Annotated in this window: 16 protein-coding genes; 7 read left to right on the top strand and 9 right to left on the bottom strand. The window is 64.3% G+C overall.

Features of this window, described 5'->3' with window-relative positions:
* Window positions 1-3: 3 nt before the first annotated feature.
* The 5 genes from FJ492_RS21605 to FJ492_RS21585 form a co-directional block, all read right to left on the bottom strand.
* On the bottom strand, window positions 4-2,223 hold the full coding sequence (locus FJ492_RS21605) for a 3-hydroxyacyl-CoA dehydrogenase NAD-binding domain-containing protein (RefSeq protein WP_140772170.1): 2,220 nt from the start codon (window positions 2,221-2,223) through the stop codon (window positions 4-6).
* 13 nt (window positions 2,224-2,236) lie between these two features.
* Window positions 2,237-3,445, bottom strand: coding sequence for an acetyl-CoA C-acetyltransferase (locus FJ492_RS21600; protein ID WP_140507584.1), 1,209 nt, complete (start codon window positions 3,443-3,445; stop codon window positions 2,237-2,239).
* Window positions 3,446-3,479: 34 nt separating this feature from the next.
* On the bottom strand, window positions 3,480-4,652 hold the full coding sequence (locus FJ492_RS21595) for an acyl-CoA dehydrogenase family protein (RefSeq protein ID WP_140772168.1): 1,173 nt from the start codon (window positions 4,650-4,652) through the stop codon (window positions 3,480-3,482).
* A gap of 46 nt (window positions 4,653-4,698) precedes the next feature.
* Window positions 4,699-6,510 carry an acyl-CoA dehydrogenase gene (locus FJ492_RS21590; RefSeq protein ID WP_140772165.1) on the bottom strand — a complete coding sequence of 604 codons (1,812 nt, stop codon included), beginning with the start codon at window positions 6,508-6,510 and terminating at the stop codon, window positions 4,699-4,701.
* 268 nt (window positions 6,511-6,778) lie between these two features.
* Window positions 6,779-7,240, bottom strand: a complete 462-nt coding sequence (locus FJ492_RS21585; RefSeq protein ID WP_140772191.1) for a MerR family DNA-binding transcriptional regulator — start codon at window positions 7,238-7,240, stop codon at window positions 6,779-6,781.
* Window positions 7,241-7,694: 454 nt separating this feature from the next.
* Between FJ492_RS21585 and FJ492_RS21580 the strand changes: the two genes are divergently transcribed.
* From FJ492_RS21580 to FJ492_RS21565, 4 genes are all read left to right on the top strand, one after another.
* Window positions 7,695-11,777: a peptidoglycan-binding protein gene (locus tag FJ492_RS21580; RefSeq protein ID WP_140772163.1), complete on the top strand. Its 4,083-nt coding sequence runs from the start codon at window positions 7,695-7,697 to the stop codon at window positions 11,775-11,777.
* Between the two features lie 193 nt (window positions 11,778-11,970).
* Window positions 11,971-12,894: a sulfite exporter TauE/SafE family protein gene (locus FJ492_RS21575; RefSeq protein ID WP_027141986.1), complete on the top strand. Its 924-nt coding sequence runs from the start codon at window positions 11,971-11,973 to the stop codon at window positions 12,892-12,894.
* Window positions 12,894-13,682, top strand: a complete 789-nt coding sequence (locus tag FJ492_RS21570; protein ID WP_140772160.1) for a TIGR02186 family protein — start codon at window positions 12,894-12,896, stop codon at window positions 13,680-13,682. The genes FJ492_RS21575 and FJ492_RS21570 overlap by 1 nt, the downstream gene beginning before the upstream one ends.
* Before the next feature lie 163 nt (window positions 13,683-13,845).
* The gene (locus FJ492_RS21565) at window positions 13,846-15,102 is read left to right on the top strand and encodes an Hsp70 family protein (protein WP_140772156.1); all 1,257 of its coding nucleotides are present in this window, start codon (window positions 13,846-13,848) and stop codon (window positions 15,100-15,102) included.
* A gap of 2 nt (window positions 15,103-15,104) precedes the next feature.
* Here FJ492_RS21565 and FJ492_RS21560 read toward each other — a convergent pair whose 3' ends face one another.
* Window positions 15,105-16,001: a LysR family transcriptional regulator gene (locus FJ492_RS21560; RefSeq protein WP_140507595.1), complete on the bottom strand. Its 897-nt coding sequence runs from the start codon at window positions 15,999-16,001 to the stop codon at window positions 15,105-15,107.
* 278 nt (window positions 16,002-16,279) lie between these two features.
* Between FJ492_RS21560 and FJ492_RS21550 the strand changes: the two genes are divergently transcribed.
* From FJ492_RS21550 to FJ492_RS21540, 3 genes are read left to right on the top strand one after another with little or no spacing between them, the layout of a single operon-like run.
* The gene (locus FJ492_RS21550; protein ID WP_181166717.1) at window positions 16,280-19,210 is read left to right on the top strand and encodes a molybdopterin oxidoreductase family protein; all 2,931 of its coding nucleotides are present in this window, start codon (window positions 16,280-16,282) and stop codon (window positions 19,208-19,210) included.
* Window positions 19,207-19,941, top strand: coding sequence for a 4Fe-4S dicluster domain-containing protein (locus tag FJ492_RS21545; RefSeq protein WP_140507599.1), 735 nt, complete (start codon window positions 19,207-19,209; stop codon window positions 19,939-19,941). The genes FJ492_RS21550 and FJ492_RS21545 overlap by 4 nt, the downstream gene beginning before the upstream one ends.
* A gap of 6 nt (window positions 19,942-19,947) precedes the next feature.
* Window positions 19,948-20,883 carry a DmsC/YnfH family molybdoenzyme membrane anchor subunit gene (locus tag FJ492_RS21540; protein ID WP_140772152.1) on the top strand — a complete coding sequence of 312 codons (936 nt, stop codon included), beginning with the start codon at window positions 19,948-19,950 and terminating at the stop codon, window positions 20,881-20,883.
* Window positions 20,884-20,886: 3 nt separating this feature from the next.
* On the opposite strand, the gene pdeM is transcribed toward FJ492_RS21540, so the two are convergent.
* The 3 genes from pdeM to FJ492_RS21525 form a co-directional block, all read right to left on the bottom strand.
* The gene (gene pdeM, locus FJ492_RS21535) at window positions 20,887-21,603 is read right to left on the bottom strand and encodes a ligase-associated DNA damage response endonuclease PdeM (protein ID WP_140746570.1); all 717 of its coding nucleotides are present in this window, start codon (window positions 21,601-21,603) and stop codon (window positions 20,887-20,889) included.
* On the bottom strand, window positions 21,600-24,134 hold the full coding sequence (locus FJ492_RS21530; RefSeq protein WP_140772150.1) for a ligase-associated DNA damage response DEXH box helicase: 2,535 nt from the start codon (window positions 24,132-24,134) through the stop codon (window positions 21,600-21,602). Before FJ492_RS21530 ends, pdeM begins: the two co-directional genes overlap by 4 nt.
* 66 nt (window positions 24,135-24,200) lie before the next feature.
* Window positions 24,201-25,061 (bottom strand): NlpC/P60 family protein, encoded by an 861-nt coding sequence (locus FJ492_RS21525; protein ID WP_140746564.1) that lies wholly within the window; start codon window positions 25,059-25,061, stop codon window positions 24,201-24,203.
* Between the last annotated feature and the right edge of the window lie 12 nt (window positions 25,062-25,073).

Below are 25,073 nucleotides of genomic sequence, written 5' to 3'. Positions count from 1 at the left end.
AAGTCAGGCTGCCTGCTTCACATCGCCCTTCGCATGGGGATCGAAGCGTTCGTAGAAGGTCTTACCTTTCTCGGCCATGTCGATGAGCAGCTTGGGCGCCTTGAACTCGGCGCCATACTTCTTCTGCAGGCCCTTGGCGATCTTGAGGAATTGCTTGGTGCCGATCCCGTCAATGTAGGACAGCGCGCCACCGGTATAGGGTGCGAAGCCGAAGGCCAGGATCGAGCCGACATCGGCCTCGCGCGGGTCGGTGACGATACCCTCTTCCATCACGCGTGCCGCTTCGAGCGCGATGGTGACCAGCAGGCGCTGCTGCAGCTCCTCATAGTCGACCTTCTCGGCCGCGAGCTGCGGATAGAGGTCCTTCAACCCCGGCCACAGCTTCTTCTTCGCGGGCTTGGCCGGATAGTCGTAAAAACCCTTGCCGTTCTTGCGGCCGAAGCGGCCGTGGTCGTCGACCATGGTGTTGATCAGCGCCATCTGCCTGGGGTCGACGGCCTTGTCGCCGAGATCCCTGATGGTCTGCTTCATGATCTTCTGGGCGAGGTCGATGGCCGTCTCATCGGTCAGCGCCAAGGGACCGACCGGCATGCCGGCGGCCTTCGCCGCATTCTCGATCATCGGCGCGGGCACGCCTTCGATCAGCATCTTGTAGGCTTCCGACATGTAGCGCAGCACGCAGCGGTTGACATAGAAGCCGCGCGTGTCGTTGACGACGATCGGCGTCTTCTTGATGGCGCGCACGAAGTCGATCGCGGTCGCCAGCGCCTTGTCGCCGGTCTTCTTGCCGAGGATGATCTCGACCAGCATCATCTTGTCGACCGGTGAGAAGAAGTGGATGCCGATGAAATTCTTCGGCCGCGCCGAATTCCTGGCGAGGCCGGTGATCGGAATGGTCGAGGTGTTGGAGGCAAAGATCGCCGACGACTTCAGCACGGCCTCCGCCTGTTCGGTGGCGTTCTTCTTGACGGCGGAATCCTCGAACACGGCTTCCACCACGAGATCGCAGCCGGCGAGGTCTGCATAGTCTGCCGTCGGCGTGATCAGCGACAGGAGCTTGTCCTTCTCCTCGGGCCTGGCGCGACCCTTCTTGACCTGATCCGAGATCAGGCTGTCGGAATGCGCCTTGCCCTTTGCGGCCGCCTCCATATCCCGGTCGAGCAGCACCACCGGAATGCCGGCCTTGGCGGTGACATAGGCGATGCCGGCGCCCATGAAGCCGGCGCCGAGGATACCGATCTTCTTGAACCTGGTGTCCGGCACGCCGGCCGGGCGGCGCGCGCCCTTGTTCAGCTCCTGCAGCGACACGAACAGCGAGCGGATCATCGCCGCCGCCTCCTTGCTCTGCATGATCTCGGTGAAATAGCGCTGCTCGATCCTGAGCGCGGTGTCGAAGGGCACCAGCAGGCCCTCATAGACGCATTTCAGGATCGCGGCGGCGGCCGGGTAATTGCCATGGGTCTCGCGGCGCAGGATGGCGATGGCCGGCGGCCACAGATTGGCGCCGGCCGCCGAATAGATCGGCCCGCCGGGCAGCTTGAAACCCTTCTCGTCCCACGGCGCCACCGGCTTGAGGCCGTTCCTGATCATCGCCTTCGCGGTCTCGATCAGCTTCGCCGGTTCGGCGATCTCGTGGATCAGGCCCATCGCCTTCGCCTTCTGCGGCGACAGGGTCTGGCCGGAGGTCAGCATCTGCAACGCCTGTTGCTGGTCGGTCAGCCGCGGCACGCGCTGGGTGCCGCCGGCACCGGGGAAGATGCCGATCTTGACCTCGGGGAGCGCCATCTTGACCTTGTCGGAGTCGGCGGCGACGCGGCCATGGCAGGCGAGCGACATTTCGAAGGCGCCGCCCATGCATGTGCCGTTGATCGCCGAGACCCATGGCTTGCCGCAGGTTTCCAGCTTGCGGAACAGGCCGGTCATGATGCCGGCATTGTCGAACAGCGCCCTGGTCGCCTTCTCGACATCCCTGACCTTGTCAGTGGCGAAGCTGGTCAGCATCCTCTGCAGCAAGGTGATGTCGGCGCCACCGGAGAAAGTGTCCTTGCCGGAGGTGATCACCGCGCCTTTGATGGCGGCATCGCCGGCCACCTTGTCCACGATGGCGTTCAACTCGCGCATCACCTCTTCGGTGAAGACGTTCATCGAGCGGTCCGGGCTGTTCCAGGTGACCAGCGCGATGCCATCGGCGTCGATGTCGAGGGTGAAATTGGCGTAGCTCATCGTTCTCTCCCCGTCAGACGCGTTCGATGATGGTTGCGGTACCCATGCCGGCACCGATGCACAGTGTCACCAGCGCGGTGTTCAAGTCGCGGCGCTCGAGTTCGTCCAGCACCGTGCCGAAGATCATCGCGCCGGTGGCCCCGAGCGGATGGCCCATGGCGATGGCGCCGCCATTGACGTTGATCTTGTCGTGCGGGATCTCGAAAGCCTGCATGTAGCGCAGCACCACCGAGGCGAAGGCCTCGTTGAGCTCGAACAGGTCGATGTCCGACAGCTTCATCTTGGCACGCCTCAACAGTTTCTCGGTGACGTCGACCGGGCCGGTCAGCATCAGCACCGGTTCGGAGCCGATGTTGGCGAAGGTGCGGATGCGGGCGCGGGGCTTGAGGCCCATCGCCTTACCGGCCTTCTTCGAGCCAAGCAGCACGGCCGCCGCGCCATCGACAATGCCGGACGAGTTGCCGGCGTGATGGACGTGGTTGACCTCCTCGACCTCGGGATGCTTCTGCACCGCCACCGCGTCGAAGCCGCCCATTTCGCCGGGCATGACAAAGGACGGATTGAGCGAGGCGAGCGACTGCATGTCGGTCGACGGCCGCATATGCTCGTCATGGTCGAGAATGGTCAGTCCATTCTGGTCCTTGATCGGTATGACCGAGTTCTTGAAGCGGCCATCGGCCCAGGATCTTGCGGCGCGCTTCTGGCTCTCGACCGCGTAGGCGTCGACGTCGTCGCGCGAGAAGCCGTATTTGGTGGCTATCAGGTCGGCCGAAATGCCTTGCGGCACGAACCAGCCGGGCAGGCCGACCGAAGGATCCATGAACCAGGCGCCGCCGGACATGCCCATGCCGACGCGCGACATCGATTCGACGCCGCCGGCGATGACGATTTCATCGGCGCCCTGCGCGATCTTGGCGGCGCCGAAATTGATGGCGTCCAATCCGGAGGCGCAGAAGCGCGAGATCTGCATGCCGGGTGCCTTGGTGTCGTAGCCGGCCTCGAAAGCGGCGGCACGGGGAATGACGGAGCCCGCCTCGCCGACCGGGTCGACGCAGCCGAAGATGATGTCGTCGACCGTGCCGGTGTCCAGCCCGTTGCGGTCGCGCAGTGCCTCGAGCGTCCTGGCGGCGAGCCGCACCGCCGGCACCTCGTGCAGCGATCCGTCCTTCTTGCCCTTGCCGCGCGGCGTGCGAACGGCGTCATAGACATAAGCTTCGGCCATTTTCATGCTCCTTGGGTTCGCTGAAGAGAGCTGCTCAGAGCGAGCGTCCGATCAGCAATTTCATGATCTCGTTGGTGCCGCCGTAGATGCGCTGGACGCGGGCGTCGCGGAACATGCGGGCGATCGGATATTCATTCATGTAGCCATAGCCGCCGTGCAATTGAAGGCATTCGTCGACGACTTTACCCTGCAGGTCGGAGAGCCAGTACTTGGCCATCGAGGCCGTTACCGGATCCAGCCCGCCATTGATGTGGCGGGTGACGCAGTCATTGTAGAAGACGCGGCCGATGGTGGCCTCTGTCTTCAATTCAGCCAGCTTGAACTGGGTGTTCTGGAAGTCGATGATCGCCTTGCCGAAGGCCCTGCGCTCCTTGACGTAGTCGATGGTCAGCGCCAGCGCCCGCTCGATCATGGCGATCGCCCCGGTGCCGATCTGCAGCCGCTCCTGCGGCAATTGCTGCATCAGCTGGACGAAGCCCTGTCCCTCTTCATGGCCGAGCAGGTTGGAGGTCGGCACACGCACGTCGTTGAAGAACAGCTCCGACGTGTCGTTGGCCTTCAGCCCGATCTTGTCGAGGTTGCGGCCGCGCTGGAAGCCTTCGACCTCATCGGTCTCAATAACGATCAGCGAGGTGCCCTTGGCGCCCTTCTCCGGATCGGTCTTGGTGACGACGATGATGAAGTTCGCCAGCTGGCCGTTGGTGATGAAGGTCTTGGAGCCGTTGATCTTGTATTGGTTGCCGTACTTCTCGGCACGCGTCTTGACACCCTGCAGGTCGGAACCAGCGCCAGGCTCGGTCATGGCAATGGCACCGATCAGTTCGCCGGTGGCGAGCTTGGGCAGCCATTTCTTCTTCTGCTCCTCCGAACCGTAATGGAGGATGTAAGGGGCGACGATCGAATTGTGCAGGCCGATGCCGAAACCATCGACGCCGACATGGCCGATCGCCTCGATGATGGCGCTCTCATGCGCGAAGGTGCCGCCCGAGCCGCCATATTCCTCCGGCATCGAGGCGCAGAGCAGGCCGGCGGAACCTGCCTTCAGCCAGCTTTCGCGGTCGACCATCTCGTTCTTTTCGAACTCGTCGTAGCGCGGTGCGATCTCCTCCGACATGAAACGGATAGCCATGTCGTAGAGCATGCCGACCTCGTCGGCCGCCCAGGCTGGCTTCGGCAAAGAGAGCACTTCGGCGGGATTTGTCGCCACGATTTCCTCCGCGTATCGACAGACAGACAGGCCAGCGAGGTTGAGTTTAGAACGCTTCCGCCGGCAGGGCCATCAGCGTATCGGCGCCACTAGAAATACGGGCGAGGTGGGCCGAGGTCTCCGGCATGATCCGTTCCATGAAGAAGCGCGCCGTCACGACCTTGTTGTCATAGAACGCCCCCTTGTTTTCAAGGAAAGAGTGGGAACCGTTGGCGCCTGTCTTGCCCTGTGCCGCCTTGGCCATCCGCGCCCACATGTAACCCAGCGCCACGAGGCCGAAGAGATGCATGTAGTCGGTCGAGGCCGCACCGGCATTGTCGGGCTTGGCCATGCCGTTCTGCAGCAGCCACATGGTCGCCGCCTGCAAATCGTTGAGGCCCTTCTTCAGACCCTTGGTAAACGGCGCCATCTTCTCGTCCGCGCGGTTTTCCTCGCAGAATTCGCCGACCTCCTTGAAGAAGGCCTGTATGGCGCAGCCGCCGTTCAAGCCGAGCTTGCGGCCGACGAGGTCGAGCGCCTGGATGCCATTGGCGCCTTCATAGATCATGGCAATGCGGGCATCGCGCACGAACTGGCTCATGCCGTGCTCTTCGATGTAGCCGTGGCCGCCGAACACCTGCTGCGCCATCACGGCGTGGTCGAACCCCTTGTCGGTCAGCACGCCCTTGACCACCGGCGTCATCAGGCCGGTGTAGTCGTCGGCCGCCTGGCGGTCCTTGTCGTCGGCGGAGCGGTGCGCGATGTCGGACTTGATCGCCGTCCACAGCGCCAGCGCGCGGCCGGCCTCGTTGAAAGCCTTCATGGTCATCAGCGAGCGGCGGATGTCGGGATGGACGATGATCGGGTCGGCCTTCTTCTCCGGCGACTTAGGGCCCGACAGCGAGCGGCCCTGCAAACGGTCCTTGGCGTAGGCGACGGCGTTCTGGTAGGCGATCTCCGACAGCGACAGCCCCTGCAGGCCGACGCCGAGCCGCGCCTCGTTCATCATCGTGAACATCGCCTTCAGGCCGCCATTGGCCTCGCCCAGCAGCGTGCCTTCAGCCCCGTCATAGTTCATGACGCAGGTCGAATTGCCGTGGATGCCCATCTTCTCCTCGATGGAACCGCAGGAAACGGTGTTCCTTGTCCCCGGATTGCCCGACGCATCGAGCTTGAACTTCGGCACGATGAACAGCGAGATTCCCTTGACGCCTTCGGGGGCGCCTTCGATACGGGCCAGCACCAGATGGACGATGTTGTCCGACATGTCGTGCTCACCGGCCGAGATGAAAATCTTCTGGCCTGAAATCTTGTAGGTGCCATCGCCGTTCGGCACTGCCTTGGTGCGCAGCAAGCCGAGATCGGTGCCGCAATGCGGCTCGGTCAGGTTCATGGTGCCGGTCCAGGTGCCCTCGACCATCCTGGGCAGCCAGGTGGCCTTCTGCTCGTCGGTGCCGTGGGTGATGATGGCCGCGATCGCACCCTGGGTCAGGCCGGGATACATCATCAACGACATGTTGGCCGACACCATGTATTCGGCCACCGCCGTGTGCACGGCATAGGGCAGGCCCTGGCCGCCGAACTCGACCGGAGCCGCCAGACCCATCCAGCCGCCTTCGCGATACTGGTCGAACGCTTCCTTGAAGCCCCTGGGCGTGGTCACCGAGCCGTCGTCGTGGCGCACGCAGCCTTCCATGTCGCCGACACGGTTGAGCGGATGCATGACGTTCTCGGCGAGCTTGGCCCCTTCGGCGAGAATTGCCTCCAGTATGTCGGGCGTTGCGTCGGCGAATCCGGCAAGGTTCGAATAGCGCTGATAGCCCAGCACCTCGTTGAGCACGAACAGCGTGTCCTGGACCGGGGCCCTGTAGATCGGCATGCTTTCCTCCACCATGCGGATAAAGGCCCCGAAATCAAGCCGTGCGCGGCAAGCGGGCCAATGTCGAAGTGGCAATAGCAAATATTGACGTTTGCGTAAACGTCAATATTTTCGATGCGACAAGATTCCGTCGCCACGCGCGTGAAACTAGACTAGCGTTTGCGGCATTGCGCAAGCCAGCGCGAAACAGCAGGCCATGACAGCGAAAAGCCGCGCAGCATGGCCACGCGGCTTTGATGGTGAAGGTCCGACAGTGTCGGAGAGTGGCTTAGCTGGCGACGCTCGCGTGCGGCGTCGAACGCTCGGCCAACATCTGGCGCACCGCCGACATCGAGCCGCCGAGCTCATTGATGGCGTCGTCGATCAGTGCCCGCTGCTTCTGCAGGCGAGCGAGCTGCTTCTCCGACTTGTCCAGCGCCAACCGCAACTGCTTGGTGTTGGAACCGGTCGGATCGTAGAGGTCCATCATCTGCTTGACGTCGCGCAGCGAGAACCCAACCTTTCGGCCGAGCAGGATCAGCTTCAGCCTGGCCTTGTCGCGGCGCGTATAGAGACGGGTCGAACCGTCGCGCTGCGGGTGGAGCAGGCCTTTGTCTTCGTAGAAGCGCAGCGTGCGCAGCGTCACGCCGTACTTTTTGGCCATTTCGCCGATGCGGGAGAGATCCTCGCCGACTTCGACGGATGCATTATTGGTATTGGCCGCGGTCTCGCCGGCCGAGATAAGTTTCATGGTCACTGGCTTCCCCGTCTGGTGGCGTCGCGGTCCCGGACCATGCGTCGCCTGACTGGAAGCGGGGGCGTGCTTCCAGCCGTGGTTTCAACAAACAAATCGCAAAACAGCACAGTTGATGCGCCATTTACGTTTACGTCAATTCTATACCGATAGCCGCCTCATGACGCAAGGGCGTTCTGAGAACGGTGCCTTATGCCGCACCGGAAATCGCGACAGCCAACTTCCTTGCAACTTCTTAAGCTTGGTTAACGCGTTGTTTACCACGTTGGGCGAAATGTGCGCGTGTCGGCTATCCGTGGTTATCCTGTATCGAATTTTCACGGTTTTTCGGAGCGCGGGTGAAACCCGGGAAGCTTGTCTTCCACCGTGGCATGGAAGCGCGGTCGCCTCGTTCCGGCAGGGACTTGGGGAGCTGGTCGCAAGCCGGCCAATCTGAAAGACGGACGCACCGATGAACAGCAAGCGGTCCTATCTCGATACACTCAATGCCGGCAGGCAGCGCAAGCCGCAGACAACGCTCGAGCAGCTGAACCGCTCGCTGGAGACCCTGGAACAGCGCCTGGGACAGACGCGTGAGGACGCGACGGCACGGCCCGTTCCTCGCCAATATGGCGCCGACCCGCGTTACCCCGCCGCGGAACCGCGTTATCCCGCCGCGCAGCCGACGGCCCAGCAGCGCTGGTATGAGGATCCGCAGCCGGCGCCGCGTGCGCACAACCCGGCGCCCTCGCCTGCCTTCGACCAGAATTACCAGGCAATCGCGCGCGACATCGACCGCGTGCGCGGCCAGGAAGACAGCGTCGCCATGGTCGGCAAGATCGCGGGCGAGCTGCGCGGCATGCGCGAGGAACTGCGCCACCAGGTGACTTCAGGCCTGCAGCGCGAATTCGACGCGCTGCGCAAGGACATCGACCGCGCCTTCCAGGCGAACGCCAAGCCCGGCGCGACGGGCAAGGGCAGCGCCGAACTCGGCGTGGAATTCGAGCGGCTGTCCGGCGCCATCAAATCGCTGTCGGAGAAGAGTGACGACAGGAGCGTCAACCTGCTGCGACTGGAACTCGAGCAGGTCAAGGCCGCGCTCGACACGCTGGCGCGCGAGGAGAGCGTGCAGAAGGTCGACCGCCGCTGGGACGATTTCGATCGCCGCTGGACTGCCTTCGAGGACCGCGTCGACGCCGATCAGCGCAAGCGCTCCGACGATCCCGCCCTTGCGGCCCTGACCGATCGGCTGGAGCAGATCAGCAACGCCGTCAACAACCTGCCGGAATCGCTGTCGCTGCGTTCGCTGGAGGAAAAGGTCCGCACACTGGCTGGGGCGGTCGACCATTTCGCCAACCAGCAGGACAATCGCGGCGGCGGCACGCTGGCCGTGATCGACGAGCGGCTGGACGAGATTTCCCGCGCCATCGTAGCCTCGACAGTCGCCGCACAGGCGAATTCAATCGACCACGAAGCCTTCGAGCGCATCGAGAAGCGGATCGACTCGCTCGCCCAGCAGATCGAGGAAGTGGCGCAGGACCGTCCCGGCAATGTCGTGGTCGACCGGTTGAACACGCTGTCGAGCCGGGTCGATGACCTCGCCGGCCGCGCCAACCTGCCCGAGCAGGCGATGGAACGGCTCGCAAAGCAGATCGCGCTGATCGCCGACAAGATCGATCAGGCGCCGGCCATGCCCGACGCCGACTACATCTTCCAGGGGCTTGAGCAGCGTTTCGACGTGCTGTCCGGCATGATGGAGCGTCGCCAGGGCGACGCCATCGAACAGGGCAACATGCTGTTTCGCGATCTCGAGCGCCGGCTGGACGAGGTTGCCGACCGGCTGGATCAGCGCAGCATGGCGCAGGTCGACAGCGCCGGCATCATGGACGCCATCGACGCCCGCTTCACCGCACTGGCCAAGCGCATGGAAACGCGCGCTCCCGATCCCGCCGGCGAGGCGGCGATCCGCGGGCTGGAAAGCAGGCTCGAGGATATTTCAAGCCGCCTGGACGCTTCGGCGGCCCAAGTCGCCGGCATTGATCCGGCGCTGATCCGCAGCCTGGAGGCGCAGGTCGCCGGCCTGTCTGCGCATCTTTCCAAGCCGAGCACGCCGCTGCCGGATTTCGAGGACATCAGCCCGCGGCTCAACGAAATCGAAAAAGCGCTGGCTGGGACCCGCGATTCCATCCTCGGTGCCGCACGCGAGGCGGCTGAGAACGCGGTGCGCTCGCTGGCCGGAACGAGCACCAATACAGCCGCGGTCTCTGGCCTCGCCCAGGACCTGAAGACGCTGGAGACATTGACGCGGCGTTCCGACGAGCGCAATTCGCGCACCTTCGAGGCCATTCACGATACACTGCTCAAGATCGTCGACAGGCTGGGTTCGCTGGAAACCAGCGACCCGTCCGAAGCGGTAAGCGAACTCCTCGACGCGGCTCCGACCGAACCGAGTGGTTGGCGGGGCGCGCGGCGGCCCAAGATGGCCGTAAATGCACCGTCGATGACGATGGACGAGCCGCAGCCGCTGACCGGCATGGCCGATCTGGACGCGCGTGCCGCGGCCATATTGCGCGCCGAGCCCGGCGAGCCGGCACCGCACGTTGAAACGGGCTTGTCTGCCCGGCCGGGCGCGCGCTCGCCCGCGGAAGCAGCAGCCGCCGCCGCGATGGCCGCACTCGGTTCCGACGCCACCGCCGGAGAGGGCCAGCCTGCTGGCCGCAAGTCGATGTTCGGCGGCCTGGCGCGCGCCTTCAAGGGCAAGAAGGCGGCGGATGTTCCGCCGCTGGCCGGCTCGGCGCCGAGCGCCGATATCCCGAGTGTCGATCTCGACGAGCCGCTCGACCCGAAAGTCGCCAACCGCCCGCTGGAGCCCGGCTCCGGCGCGCCCGACCTCAATGCCATCATGAAGCGCGTGCGCGACGAGCGCGGACAACCGGCAAAGCCCGGCGACAGCGACGCGGCGAAATCGGATTTCATCGCCGCTGCCCGGCGCGCAGCGCAGGCGGCCGCGGCCGAAGCCGACGCCCTGAAGCGCCAGTCGACGATGAAAGGCCCGGTCAAGGCGCTCAGGATAGGCGACCTGCTCAAGGCGCGGCGCAAGCCGATCCTGATGGCTGCGGCAGCGATCATGCTGGCGCTTGCCGGCCTGCAGCTCGGCAAGGCGTTTCTTTCGGATCCCGCCGCCCAGGTGGCAAATAACGACACGGCCCCGATTGTCGCCTCGCAGCCGGTGAAGACGGCATCTGTCGATACCGCCAGCCGGCCGAAGACCGAAGTCCAGCCGGCGGCGACAGACAGCGCGCCGGCCCCTGCCGTCAGGCAGGCCGAACAATCCGCGCCGGCAAGCAAGGACGACATGACGGCGCAGACCGTCATGGCCATGCCGTCCGATACGGACGCGATGCCGGATACCGCATCCGCCGCCAGGCCCGCTCCGGCGCCGGTCGCGTCGGCCGTGGCTTCCGGCCCGAGCACAGCCGCTCCCGACGCGATGGCTTTGGCCGCGCCGGCGCCGGTTGCCCCGATGACCGCTGCTCCTACCATGACGGATCCGGCACCCGCCGCCATCGCCGGCGGTACGCAGACGGATGCCGATGCCCAACCGGCCCCTGCTACGCCAGTCGCGACCGAGGCAACGGCCAACGACACGACTGGCGCCGTTGCGCCCATGGACAAGGCGGCAGCGACTGCCGCGACCAAATTCGACATCCCGGCCGATGCGGGCCCGGCCGCCTTGCGTGACGCCGCCGCCGGCGGCGACGCCAAGGCATTGTTCGAGGTCGGCTCGCGCTACGCCGAGTCGCGCGGCGTCAAGGAAGACATGGCGGCGGCCGCCAGATGGTATGAGAAGTCGGCGGAACTCGGCTTCGCGCCGGCCGAATACCGCATCGGCAACTTCTACGAGAAGGGCATCGGCGTCGCGCGCGACATCAAGAAGTCAAAGACCTGGTACCAGCTCGCCGCCGCGCAGGGCAACGCCAGCGCCATGCACAATCTGGCGGTGCTGTTCGCCATGGCCGCCGATGGCGTGACCGACAATCAATCGGCCGCGCACTGGTTCCAGGAGGCCGCCGACCTCGGCGTCAAGGACAGCCAGTTCAATCTCGGCATCCTCGCCGCCAAGGGCGTCGGCATGAAGCAGAACCTGGAAGAATCCTACAAATGGTTCGCGCTCGTCGCCAAGACCGGTGACAAGGATGCCGCGGCCAAGCGCGATGAGATCGCCAATGCGCTGCGGCCCGAGCAGCTCGAGCGGGCGCGCGCAGCGACAGAATTGTGGAAGGCCAAGCCGCTCAACGCGACAGCCAATTCGGTGGACATTCCTGAATCCTGGCAGGAAGGCACGCCGCAGACGACCGCCGGCATCGACATGAAGAAGGCGGTCAAGAACATCCAGCTCATCCTCAACAAGAACGGCTATGACGCCGGCGGCGCCGACGGCGTGATGGGCGGGAAGACCAAGAACGCCATCATCGCTTTCCAGACCGCCAACAAGCTGCCGGCGACCGGCGCGGTCGACGAGAAACTGGTCAAGGCATTGCTGGCGCGCAAATAACGGCAGAAGCGTCGTTTCCACGACGCCCTTGCCATATATTTGCCTGTTAACTGATTGAGTTGTCTTTTTGTTTCGGCGCGGTGGCGGGATTTGATCCCGCTGCCGCGTCGTCGCAAGAGAAAATTGGCTTTTCGATGCGATACTGTCCGAAACGGCTTTATTCGCCGACAGGCAAACTGATCGAGACTGACGGGTGGGCATCTATCTCCCGATCGCGGAAATTTCCGTCAACGTCTTCGTGCTGCTGGCCATGGGCGCCGCGGTGGGCTTTCTGTCGGGCATGTTCGGGGTGGGTGGCGGCTTCCTCATCACACCGCTCTTGATCTTCTACAACATCCCCCCGGCGATCGCGGTCGCCACCGGCGCCAACCAGGTCATCGCTTCTTCCGTCTCCGGCGTCCTTTCGCACATGAAGCGAGGCACGCTCGACTTCAAGCTCGGCGGCGTGCTCCTGGCCGGCGGCATCGTCGGGTCCACCGCCGGCATCTACGTGTTCGGCTTCCTGCGCAGGCTCGGCCAGCTCGACCTGTTCATCTCGCTGCTCTACGTCGTGCTGCTCGGCACCGTCGGCGGGCTGATGCTGGTCGAAAGCATCAACGCGCTGCGCGCCACGCGCAGCGGGGCGGCACCGGTGTTGAAGAAATCCGGCCAGCACAACTGGATCCACCGTTTGCCGCTGAAGATGCGCTTCCGCGCGTCGAAACTGTTCGTCAGCGTCATTCCGGTGCTCGGGCTTGGCGCCGGTATCGGCTTCCTGTCGTCGATCATGGGCGTCGGCGGCGGCTTCATCATGGTGCCGGCGCTGATCTATCTCTTGAAAGTGCCGACCAACGTCGTCATCGGCACCTCGCTGTTCCAGATCATCTTCACCTCCGCCTACACGACGCTGGTTCACGCCACCACCAACCAGACCGTCGATGTGATGCTGGCCTTCCTCTTGATGGCCGGCGGCGTGGCCGGGGCACAATATGGCGCCAAGGCCGGCCAGCGGCTGCGTGGCGAGCAATTGAGAGCCCTGCTGGCGCTGCTGGTGCTGGCGGTGGCGATCCGGCTCGCAACCGATCTGTTCGTCACGCCGCCCAACCTTTATTCGCTGTCCGGCGCGGGCCTCAACTGATGAATGGCCTGAAAGCGTTCGCAACCGTCGCTCTCCTGTCCCTGACCGCCGCGGCGCCGGCGAGGGCGCAGACGCCGCTGACGGAAGGCATCCAGATCGGCCTCTCCACTGACACCGTGTCGATCACCGCCGGTTTTTCCGGCGCCGACCTGACCATTTTCGGTTCGCTGGAAAATCCCGACCCGCTGGTGGCACGCCAGGGCCGTTACGACGTCATCGTCGTGCTCGAAGGGCCACCAAAACCGGTGGTAGTGCGCCGCAAGGACCGGGTGCTGGGCGTCTGGGTCAATCTGGATTCCGAGACCTTCGAGAACGTGCCGGTGTCTTATTCGGTGGCGACGACGCGGCCGTTGCAGGACATCACCGAACCCAACAGCTACAAGCAACTGTCGCTCGGCGCCTCCAACCTCTATATGCAGCCCGCCGATGCCGGTGACAGTCCGGCGACGATCGAGGAGTTCACGGCGGCGCTGCGCGAGCGCAAGGCCGCCGCCGGCCTCTACAGCGAGAATGTCGGCGGCGTGCAATTCCTGTCGCAGAACCTGTTTCGTGCCACCGTCAGGCTGGCGCCTAATGTGCCGGTCGGCACGCACAAGGCGCGCGCGTTCCTATTCAAGAGCGGCCTCTTCGTGAAGGAGAGTTCGGCGCAACTCGAAATCCGCAAATCAGGCTTCGAACAATCGATCTTCCGCGTCGCCCACGACTATTCGTTCCTCTATGGCGTGTTCGCCATATCGCTGGCCATGGTGACGGGCTGGCTCGGTCGGCTGGTGTTCCGCAAAGATTGATGTTGCGGGAAAAGAGGGGTTCCGCTTTTTCCCGCCATGCGATAAACCGCCGCCTCCCAGCCCAGGGGCAAACACGCACATACAATTCGCAAGAGCGGTCCCGGATGACAGCGCGATGCGCCGCCGCTGTTTTGCCGCGGTGAAACAATGACAGGAGGCTGCAATGCATCAGGCATTCGGCGGCATCGACTTCGGCACGTCCAATTCCACGGTGGGCGTGATCCGGAACGGCAAGGCGCGGCTGGTCGCGCTGGAGGGCGAACAACCCACTCTGCCAAGTGCGGTGTTCTTCAACTTCGAGGACGGCCACACCTATTTCGGCCGTCGCGCGATCGGCGATTACACCGACAGCACCGAAGGCCGCCTGATGCGCTCGTTAAAGAGCGTGCTCGGCAGTTCGCTCGCCCACGAGAAGACGCGTATCAAGGCGCGCCAGATCGGCTTCATCGACATTATCGGCCTGTTCATCGGTCATCTGAGGACGCGGCTGGAGGCGGACGCCGGCGGCGTGGTGGAGAGCGTGGTGCTCGGCCGCCCGGTGCAGTTCGTCGATGACGATGCGCAAGCCGACGCGGAGGCGCAAGGCGAACTCGAGAAGGCTGCCCGTGCCCAGGGCTTCAAGCATATCGCCTTCCAGTTCGAGCCGATCGCGGCGGCGCTCGACTACGAGCAGAAGGTGACGCGCGAGGAACTGGCGCTGATCATCGACATGGGCGGCGGCACGTCGGACTTCTCGATCGTGCGGGTCTCGCCGGAGCGCTCGCGATCGATCGACCGCAAGGACGACATCCTGGCCAGCCGCGGCATCCATATCGGCGGCACCGATTTCGACCGGCTGCTGAGCATCGCCCATGTCATGCCGCAGCTCGGCTATCTCTCCGCGACCAAGGACGGCAAACGCAATCTGCCGGCCAGCTACTTCATCGATCTCGCCACATGGCAGCGCATCAACCTGGTCTACACCGCCAAGGCGATGACGCATCTGCGCCAGATCCGCTACGAGGCCGCGCGCGCCGATCTGGTCGACCGCTTCATCCATATCGTCGAGCACCGCTACGGGCACGCGCTGGCGGCGCTGGTCGAGAAAGCCAAGATAGAGCTGACCGACAGGTCATCGGCGGACGTGGCGGTGAAGCTGCCGGACGCGAGTTTCGCCGCGGAAATCACGCGCGACGGACTGGAGGCCACGATCGCCCGGGATATCGAGCGGGTCACCGAAACGGTGGCGCAGACCATCCGCGACGCCGGAGTCAAGCCGTCCAACATCACCGCGGTGTTCCTGACCGGCGGATCGACGGCGATCCCGCTGGCAAGGCGGGAAATCCTGTCGCTGGTGCCGCAGGCTTCCGTCATCGACGGCGACATGTTCGGATCGGTCGGGCTTGGCCTGGCGCTCGACGCGCAGAGGAAGTTCGGCTGACCCTACCCTGACCCGTTCATCTCCGCAGCCAGATGCGCCTTCAGCGCCATCTGGGCCAGGCTTGCCTGACGGTCGCGATGGGTGATCATGGCGAAGTCGCGCTTCGGCAATTCGATCGGCACGGCTCTCAGGCTCCCCTCGGCGACCGCGCGCCCGACGACGAGCTCCGAAATGATGGTCGCGCCGGCGCCGGCCTCGACGGCCTGACGAACCGCCTCGTTGCTGGGCAGCACCAGGAATATCCTGAGGTCGGCAAGCGAAATCCCCTCACGGCGCGCCAGATCCTCCAGCACCTCGCGCGTGCCGGAGCCGCCCTCGCGGATGATCCAGCGCAGGCCGGTGATGTCGGGGCGGCCCGGCGCGATTTCGACGATCTTGGGATGAGAGCTGGCAACGACCAGCATCAACCGGTCGGTATCGACTTTGGCGCGGCGCAATATATCGGATTCGGTGCGCCCTTCGACCAGGCCGAGATCGGCGGTTCCATCGAGCACGCTGGCCTCGACCTGCCTTGTGTTGCCGATGGTGACGCTAAGCCTGACGGCCGGATGCGCCTCGTGGAAGGAGGCCAGCCGGCGCGGCAGCCAGTAGCTGGCGATGGTCAGGCTGGCGGCGATGGAGAGGCTGCCGGCGACCGTCTGCGAAACATGTTCCAGCACATTGCGGGCGGCAGCGGCCCGCTCCAGCACGGCCTTGGCCTCGGGCAGGAACCGGTGGCCGGTCTGGGCCAGCTCGATGTTGCGGCCGACGCGGTTGAACAGATGGACGCCGTGCTGCTCTTCCAGCGCGCGAATAGCCGCCGACGCGGCCGATTGGGAAATGCCCAGGAGTTCGGCCGCCTTGGTCATGTGGCCGCGCTCGGCGACGGCGACGAAAATGCGCAACTGATCCAGGGTCATGCGCGCATTAAGAACCAACATCGATCGAATTTACAAGAACAACTGATTAGACGGATCGATAGCTTTATTCTACTTTTTCGGAAGAAGTTAGAAAAAATTCGCCAGTGGATCGCGAAGGATAAAATGATCGGGCGGTTCAGATCCCTGCTTGCGCATTGGACCCGCGGCATCCGACGGCGGTTGGCCGGTGATCGATACCACCCGGAAGAGCATTACATGCGCGGCCCCGGGCCGAAGACGCGAGCCAAATCCGCCGGCCGCGCGAGCAGCACGGGATGATGATGCAAAGACCGCCGCGCGGCGCCAATTCAGCCCCCTCGCAACGCCAGCTTGCCGACACGCGCGCGCCCGATGAGGGCGATGGCGTCGACACCTCGCCTGACGTTTCCGACAGTATCGCCAAGACGACCTGCTACATGTGTGCCTGCCGCTGCGGCATCGACGTGCATATCAAGGACGGCAAGGTCCGCTACATCAACGGCAACAAGGATCATCCGGTCAATCGCGGCGTGATCTGCGGCAAGGGCAGCTCCGGCATCATGCAGCACTACAGCCCGGCTAGACTGAAGAAGCCATTGCTGCGCATCGGCCCACGCGGCTCGGGCGAGTTCCGCGAGATCGAATGGGAGGAAGCCTTCTCGATCGTCACCGGGCGGCTGTCGGATATCCGCCGCACCGATCCTAAAAAACTCGCCTTCTTCACCGGGCGTGACCAGTCGCAATCCTTGACAGGCTGGTGGGCGAGCCAGTTCGGCACGCCGAACTTCGCCGCCCATGGCGGCTTTTGTTCGGTGAACATGGCGGCCGGAGGCCTTTACACGATCGGCGGCTCGTTCTGGGAGTTCGGCGAGCCCGATTGGGACAACACGAAATACTTCATGCTGTTCGGCGTCGCCGAGGACCATGATTCCAACCCGATCAAGATCGGGCTGGGCAAGCTCAAGGCGCGCGGCGCCAAGGTGGTCTCGATCAATCCGTGCCGGACCGGCTACAATGCGATCGCCGACGACTGGATCGGCATCCGGCCCGGCACAGACGGCCTGTTCGTGTTCGCGCTGATCCACGAACTCTTGAAAGCCGGCCGCGTCGATCTCGATTATTTGCTGCGCTACACCAACGCGCATGTCCTGGTTATCCAGGAGCCGGGTGCGGCCGATGACGGGCTGTTCGTGCGCGACAGCGACGGCAATCCGCTGGCATGGGACAGAGTGGCGAAGCGTACGGTGAACGCCACCGATGCCGACGCCAAACCGGCACTGACCGGCAGCTGCGATGTCGATGGCCGCCGCTGCGTGCCGGTGTTCCAGCTCATTGCAGACCGCTATCTCGACGAGAGCTACGCACCCGATGCGGTCGCGGAGCGTTGCGGCGTCTCCGCCGGAACGATCCGCCGGATCGCGGCCGAACTGGCCCACGTCGCCTTCGAACAGGCAATCGAATTGCCGGTCGCGTGGACCGACTGGACGGGGCGCCGGCATGAGACGATCAAGGGACGCCCCGTTTCGATGCACGCGATGCGCGGCATCTCGGCCCATTCCAACGGCTTTCATACCTGCCGCGCCATCCACCTGCTGCAGGTTCTGCTGGGTACGGTGGACGTGCCGGGCGGCTTCCGCTTCAAGCCGCCCTACCCTAGATCCGCCCCGCCGGGTCCGAAGCCGTGCGGCAAGGACGTGAGGCCGATGACGCCGCTCGACGGCATGCCGCTCGGTTTCGTTTGCGGGCCCGATGATCTGCTGGTCGACGAAGCGGGCACGCCGCTGCGCATCGACAAAGCCTATTCCTGGGATTCGCCGCTTGCGGCGCATGGCCTGATGCACACCGTCATCCGCAACGCCTGGGCCGGCGATCCTTACCCGATCGACACGCTGATGATGTACATGTCGAACATGGCCTGGAATTCCTCGATGAACACGGTCGAGACCATGGCCATGCTCACCGATCATGATGAAGCGGGCAACTACAGGATCCCCTTCATCATCTATTCCGACGCCTACTACTCCGAGACCGTGCCGTTCGCGGACCTCGTCCTGCCCGACACCACCTATCTCGAGCGTCATGACTGTATCAGCCTGCTCGACCGGCCGATCAGCCATGCCGACGGGCCGGGCGACGCCATCCGCCATCCGGTCGTCGAGCCCGACCGCGACGTCAGGCCGTTCCAGTCGGTGCTGATCGAACTCGGCGCGCGGCTTGGCTTGCCCGGCTTCGTCGAAAACGATGGCTCGGCGAAGTACCGCGACTACGCCGACTACATCGTCAATCATGAACGCACGCCCGGCATCGGCCCGCTCGCCGGCTGGCGCGGCAAGGATGAAACCTCGATCGGCAAGGGCGAAGTCAACCCCAACCAGTTGCAACGTTACATCGACAATGGCGGTTTCTGGCAGCACGACTTCACCGACGACCAGCGCTACTACAAGATGGCCAACCGCTCCTATCTCGACTTCGCGGTGCAACTGGGCTTCATCCCGAAGGCCGAGCCGATCGTCTTCCAGCTCTATTCCGAACCGATACAGCGTTTTCGGCTGGCCGCGCGCGGTCATGGCCTGGTGGTGCCGCCCGAGAGCGAACGCGAGCGCGTCGAGACCTACATGGACCCGCTGCCGTTCTGGTACATGCCATTCGAGGAAGCGGCCGTCGACCTTGGAAAATATCCGCTGCACGCGCTGACGCAGCGGCCCATGCACATGTACCATTCCTGGGGTTCGCAAAACGCGTGGTTGCGGCAGATCACCAGCCAGAACCGGCTGTTCGTACATCACCGGACCGCGGCCGGCCTCGGCCTCGCCGACGACGACTGGGTGTGGATCGAGAGCATCAACGGCAAGGTGAAGGGGCAGATCAAGCTGGTCGACGGAGTGAACGAGAGCACGGTCTGGACCTGGAATGCGATCGGCAAAAGGCGCGGCAGCTGGGGGCTGAAGGACGATGCCGCCGAGAGCAATCGCGGCTTCCTGCTCAACCACATTATCGGTGACCAGACTTCTGCTGACGTCAGCGGCAAACGCTATTCGAATTCCGATCCGGTCACGGGACAAGCTGCGTGGTTCGATCTGCGCGTCCGCATCGTGAAATGCACGGCCGAAGAGATCGGCTTCACCGAACCGCAATTCGAGCGTTTTCATCAGCCACCGCATTTCGGATCCTCGCCGGACAAGCTCACTTTCGGCACCGGGTTCCGGCAGGCTAGAGAGGCGGCCGAATGACCTGTCTTCCCCATCCAGGCGGCAAGAAGCTTGGCCTCGTCATCGACCTCGACACCTGTGTCGGTTGCCAGGCCTGCGTCACCGCCTGCAAGGAGTGGAATACCGGCGGCCACATGGCGCCGCTGACCGACATCGACCCCTATGGCGGCCATGTCGACGGGGTCTGGTTCAACCGCGTACACAGTTACGAGCACATCACCGAGATGGGGGGGCGCACTGTGAACTTCCCGCGCTCCTGCCTGCATTGCGAGACGCCGGCCTGCGTCACCGTCTGCCCGACGGGCGCCTCCTACAAGCGGGCCTCCGATGGCATCGTACTGATCGATGAGGACAAGTGCATCGGCTGCAAATTGTGCAGCTGGGCCTGCCCCTATGGCGCGCGCGAATTCGACACGGATGTCGGCGTGATGAAGAAATGCACGCTCTGCGTCGACCGCATCTATAACGACAACCTGGCCGAGGGAGACCGCGTGCCGGCCTGCGTCGCCGCCTGCCCGACCAGCGCGCGGCATTTCGGCGACCTCGGCGATCCCCAATCCCCCGTTTCGCAACTGGTGGCGGAGCGGGGCGGTGTCGACCTGATGCCCGAACTCGGCTATCGCCCGACCAACAAATACCTGCCGCCGCGCGCTCACACGCAACGCGCCGCATCGGTGGCCGCTCCCGCGCTGGAGCCGGTACGGGCCGAGGGCGGTTTCCTTGGCTGGGTCGACCGCATGCTTTCAAGCTGACCATCCATGCATCCAGCTTTTTCGGTCGTCTTCTTCACCACCGCCACGGGTGCCGGCTATGGGCTGCTCGCGCTGCTCGGCGTGCTCGGTCCGCTCGGCTTCATCGCACCCGATTTCTGGCCGGGCTTCGTCGGCATGGGACTGGCGCTCGGCCTGATCGCCGCCGGCCTGTTGTCATCGACCGGTCATCTCGGCAGGCCCGAACGTGCCTGGCGGGCGTTCTCGCAATGGCGCAGTTCATGGCTGTCACGCGAGGGCGTTGCCTCGGTAACCACCTTCGTCCCGGCGGGACTGTTCGGCATCGGCTGGGTCCTTCTTGGCCGGGTCGATGGATGCGTCGCTGCTGCCGGACTTCTTGCCGCGATTGGCGCCATCGTCACCGTCTGCATGACCGGCATGATCTATGCCTCGCTGAAACCCATCGCCCAGTGGCACAGCCCCTACACCTTGCCCGGCTATCTCATCTACTCGGCGATGAGCGGCAGCGTGCTTCTGAACGCTGTGCTGCAAGCATTTTCTCTCGACTCGAAAATGCTTCTGACGGCTTCCGCGCTGCTCATCTTGCTCGGCTGGGGCTGGAAGCTGGCGACCTGGCGCCACAACGACCGGCTTGAAATCCCGACCAACGCCAACACCGCGACGGGGCTGACCGGTGGCACGGTGCAATCCCTGGAATGGCCGCATACAGAAGAAAACTACCTGCTCAAGGAAATGGGCTTTCGCATCGCGCGCAAGCACAGCGCGAAGCTGCGCCGGATCACGCAAATACTGGCCTTCGCTTTGCCCATCCTGCTGCTGATCGTCACCTTCGCGCTGCCTTGGCCCTTCGCGACGGCGTTCTCGGCGCTGGCCGCGATCGTCCAGTCCGCCGGCATGCTGGTCGAGCGCTGGCTGTTCTTCGCCGAGGCCAAGCACACGGTCATGCTCTACTACGGGCGATAGATCTCAGCCTGGCCGCAGCATCGAGTGCGAGATGGCGAAGATGCGCTCGGTGCCAAGCATGTAAGCCATCAACGACTCCAGGCGAAACAGCCCGGCATAGGCGCGGTCGAGCACATTGAGCGAGCCGGTATAGGCACCGAAGGCAGGCATGATCATGCGGCCGCCGTCGCCGGCAAAGCAGCGCCGCCGCACCGAGCGGCCTTGCTGCACAATACGGGCGCAGGGGTGGAGGTGGCCGGATATTTCGCCCTCGACCCGCACCTTCGATGGCTCGTGCCGGAACAGCAGCGAGCCTATGGCCAGTTCCCGCACGGTTTCGCCGGGCAGGTCGGCGGGCGCTTCCGGATCGTGATTGCCGGCGACCCAGAACCAATCGCGGCCTGCCATCAGCGCTTCCAGCCGTTCGCGAAAACTTTGATGCATGCGTTTGGCGCCGCCGCCGTCGTGAAAGGAGTCACCCAGGCTGATGACGATCGACGGCTGGTAATCCGATATCACCGCCTGCAGCCGCAGCAGGGTCGCGCCGGTATCGTAGGGCGGGATCAGCGTGCCGCGTCTTGCCAGCGACGACCCCTTTTCCAGATGTAGGTCCGATACTGTCAGCAGCCTAAGCTCGGGAAAATAGAGCACGCCGCGCGGATCGCAGACCGCACGTTCGCCGGCGATGCCTATCATGTCGGCCTCGGCGATCAGCGATGCGCGCGCCAGCGAAAAGTTCATTCGTCAACCACCCCAGGCCCCATGGCCTCTTCGACCAGCGTCGCCGCATCCATCAGCAGCGTTTCATCGGCCTCGCCGTTCACCGGCATCTTGCCGATCTCAAGCATGATCGGCACGGCCAGCGGCGAAATCTGTTCGAGCGCCTTATGCATGATTCTACCCTGGATGCGCGAGAGCATGTCGGCAAGTCTGCTGACATCGAGCAGGCCGGTCGCCGCGTCGGCACGGGTCGCCTGAAGCAGGATGTGGTCTGTCTCATGGCTGCGCAGCACATCGTAAATCAGGTCGGTCGAAACGGTGACCTGCCTGCCGCTTTTCTCCTGGCCCGGGTGGCGTTTTTCGATCAGGCCCGAGATCAGCGCGCAATTGCGGAAAGTGCGCTTGAGAAGCCAACTGTCGGCCAGCCAGGCTTCGAGGTCGTCGCCCAGCATATCCTGGTCGAACAGCGCGCCGAGTGAAGGTTTCCTGGCTTTGAACATGGCGCCCATGTCGCCCAGCGACCATATAGCGAGCGCATAGTCGGTGGCGACAAAGCCAAGCGGCCTGGCGCCCGCCCTGTCGAGGCGACGGGTGAGCAGCATGCCAAGCGTCTGGTGCGCCAGCCTGCCCTCGAAGGGATAGGCGACCAGATAGTGGCGGTTGCCGCGCGGAAAGGTCTCGATCAGCAAATCGTCGCGCTTGGGCAGCATCGATTTGTCCGACTGGAACCGCAGCCAGTCGGCCACTTGCTCCGGCAGCTTCTTCCAGCGCTGCGGATCGTCCAGCATGATGCGGACCTGCTCGGCCAGATAGGTCGAGAGCGGGAACTTGCCGCCGCCATAATAGGGTACCTTGGCGTCGCTGCCGGGCGCGTTCGAGACGAAGCATTCATTCTCGCGGATACCTTCGAAGCGCAGTACCTTGCCGGCGAACATGAAGGTATCGCCATGCGTCAAGGTTTCGAGGAACGCCTCCTCGATCTTGCCGAGCACGCGGCCGCCGTGCGACGCCGAGCCTTTGCTGCCGGCCTTGACGTAACGCACGTTGAGCGCGGGCACCTCGATGATGGTGCCGACATTCAGCCTGTATTGCTGGGCAACGCGCGGATTGGATACGCGCCACAGTCCATCCTTGTTCAGGCGGATGCGGGCGTAGCGCTCATAATTCTTCAGCGCATAGCCGCCGGTGGCGACGAAATCGATGACGCGGTCAAATCTCGGACGATCGAGGCCTGAATAGGGTGCCGCCGTTCGCACCTCTTCATACAGGTCATCGGCGCGGAACGGTGCGCCGCAAGCGCAGCCGAGCACATGCTGCGCCAGCACGTCGAGCCCGCCATCGACCAGCGGCGGCGTATCCTGCGCGCCGAGATAATTGGCGTCGAGTGCGGCCCGGCACTCCAGCACCTCGAAACGGTTGGCGGGGATCAAAATCGCCTTGGACGGCTCATCCATGCGGTGGTTGGCACGGCCGATGCGCTGTGCCAACCGGCTGGCGCCCTTCGGAGCACCGACATGCACGACCAGATCGACATCGCCCCAGTCGATGCCGAGATCGAGCGTCGATGTGGCGACGATGGCGCGCAGCGCGTTCTCGCCCATCGCCTTCTCGACGCGCCGCCGCTGGGCGACGTCAAGCGATCCGTGATGCAGCGCGATCGGCAACGTGTCCTCGTTGACGCGCCACAACTCCTGGAAAAGCAGCTCCGCCTGGCTGCGTGTGTTGACGAACAGCAGGGTCGTCTTGTGGCGCTTGATCTCGCGGTAGATTTCCGGCGTGGCGTAGCGCGCCGAGTGCCCCGCCCACGGCACGCGCTCCTCGGAATCGAGGATCGAGATTTCGGGCTTCGCACCGCCCGTCACAGTGATCAATTCCGCCATATCACCCCGCGGGTTCTGGCTGACCAGCCAGCGCCGCAATTCGCCCGGCTCGGCCACCGTCGCCGACAGCCCGATCGTCTGCAGGCCAGGGACAAAGCTGCGCAGCCGCGCCAGCCCAAGCGCCAGCAGATGGCCGCGCTTGGACGTCACCAGCGAATGCAATTCGTCGAGCACGACATAGCGCAGATCCTCGAAGAAGCGCCTCGCATCGCCTGCCGCGATCAGCAGCGCCAGTTGCTCCGGCGTGGTGAGCAGGATATCGGGCGGCGCAAGCTTCTGGCGCTGGCGCTTGTGGGCGGGGGTGTCGCCGGTGCGCGTTTCGATGGTGACGGGCAGACCGATCTCCTCGACCGGCTTGCCGAGATTGCGCTCGATGTCGACGGCCAATGCCTTCAGCGGCGAGATATACAGCGTGTGGATACCGCGCCGCGCCTGGCCTGGTTTTCGCCTCGGCCTGACGGCCAGTTCGGTCAGCGACGGCAGGAAGCCGGCCAGCGTCTTGCCGGCGCCGGTCGGCGCGATCAACAGCACAGATTGCCCGGCTTGGGCCTTCGCCAGGAGTTCGATCTGATGCGCGCGCGGCGACCAGCCTTTCTCGCCGAACCATTCTACGAATGGCTCGGGCAAGACGACGGCGGCATTCTGGTCTGCGAGGCGCGGCAGCTCGGTCACCCGCCAGAGGTAGCGCGGCGGCGCGCAACCGCCAAGCAGAATCGGAACAAAAGGGGATCGAAAGCCTTACGGCCGCCGGAACCCTGTCGGCGCGCCATAGAGATAACCGATGCGGGCGATGGCTTCCTTCAGCCCTTCGCGCGACGCCAGCATGGTGTGGCCGTTGGCGTGGATCATGGTCTCGGCGCCGGTCATGATGGCGACATGGCCTTTCCAGAACACAAGGTCACCACGTCGCAGCCCCGTATAATCGGGGCCGGGCTGAAGCGGCTCGCCGACCGAATTGGCCTGCATGTCGGAATCGCGCAGCACCTCCCTGCCGGCCATGCGCATGGCCAGTTGCACCAGGCCGGAGCAATCGATGCCGAAGCCGGAAACACCGCCCCAGAGATAGGGCGTGCCGAGAAACGTCTCGGCCACGGACACATAGTCGCCGGCCACTTCGCCGATCGGCTGCAGATGGCCAGCGATCAAGGCTTCACCGGAGGGCAGCAGTGCATAGTGCGTGCCGCGCGTTTCGGCGGCACCCGTCACGGTTACCGTCGATCCCATCGACAATTGCCCGGAAATCGGAAAGCGCAGATCGGGACCGGGATATAGGAACGTGCGCGGCACCGAGATGATGTGGGTGGGCGCATGGTCCCGCTCGCCCAGCATGGCGTCGGCGACATAGCCGACATAGCCGTCTCGCTCGGCCTGGATCCAGGCCCAGCCCTCTCTATTCTCGAAAACCAGGACATCGTCGCCGAACAGAGCTTGCGTGTTGACGCCCGAATCCAGCGCCGGCGCCTTGCGGATATCGGCCACCGATACCGAAATCCGCGCCGGCCGGCCCGCTACGAAACGGTCGGCAGCGACCTCTCCTTTCAACCTGGCATCGGCGAGATCGGAGCGGAAGGCGTGCAGGCGGGGGTCGTGGGCGGTCAAATCGGCAATCCA

The organism is Mesorhizobium sp. B2-5-4 (genome assembly GCF_006441095.1).
In the GTDB taxonomy this organism is placed as follows: domain Bacteria; phylum Pseudomonadota; class Alphaproteobacteria; order Rhizobiales; family Rhizobiaceae; genus Mesorhizobium; species Mesorhizobium salmacidum.
Note: the sequence above shows the minus strand (reverse complement) of the source record. Positions and strands in the feature narration are given on the sequence as shown.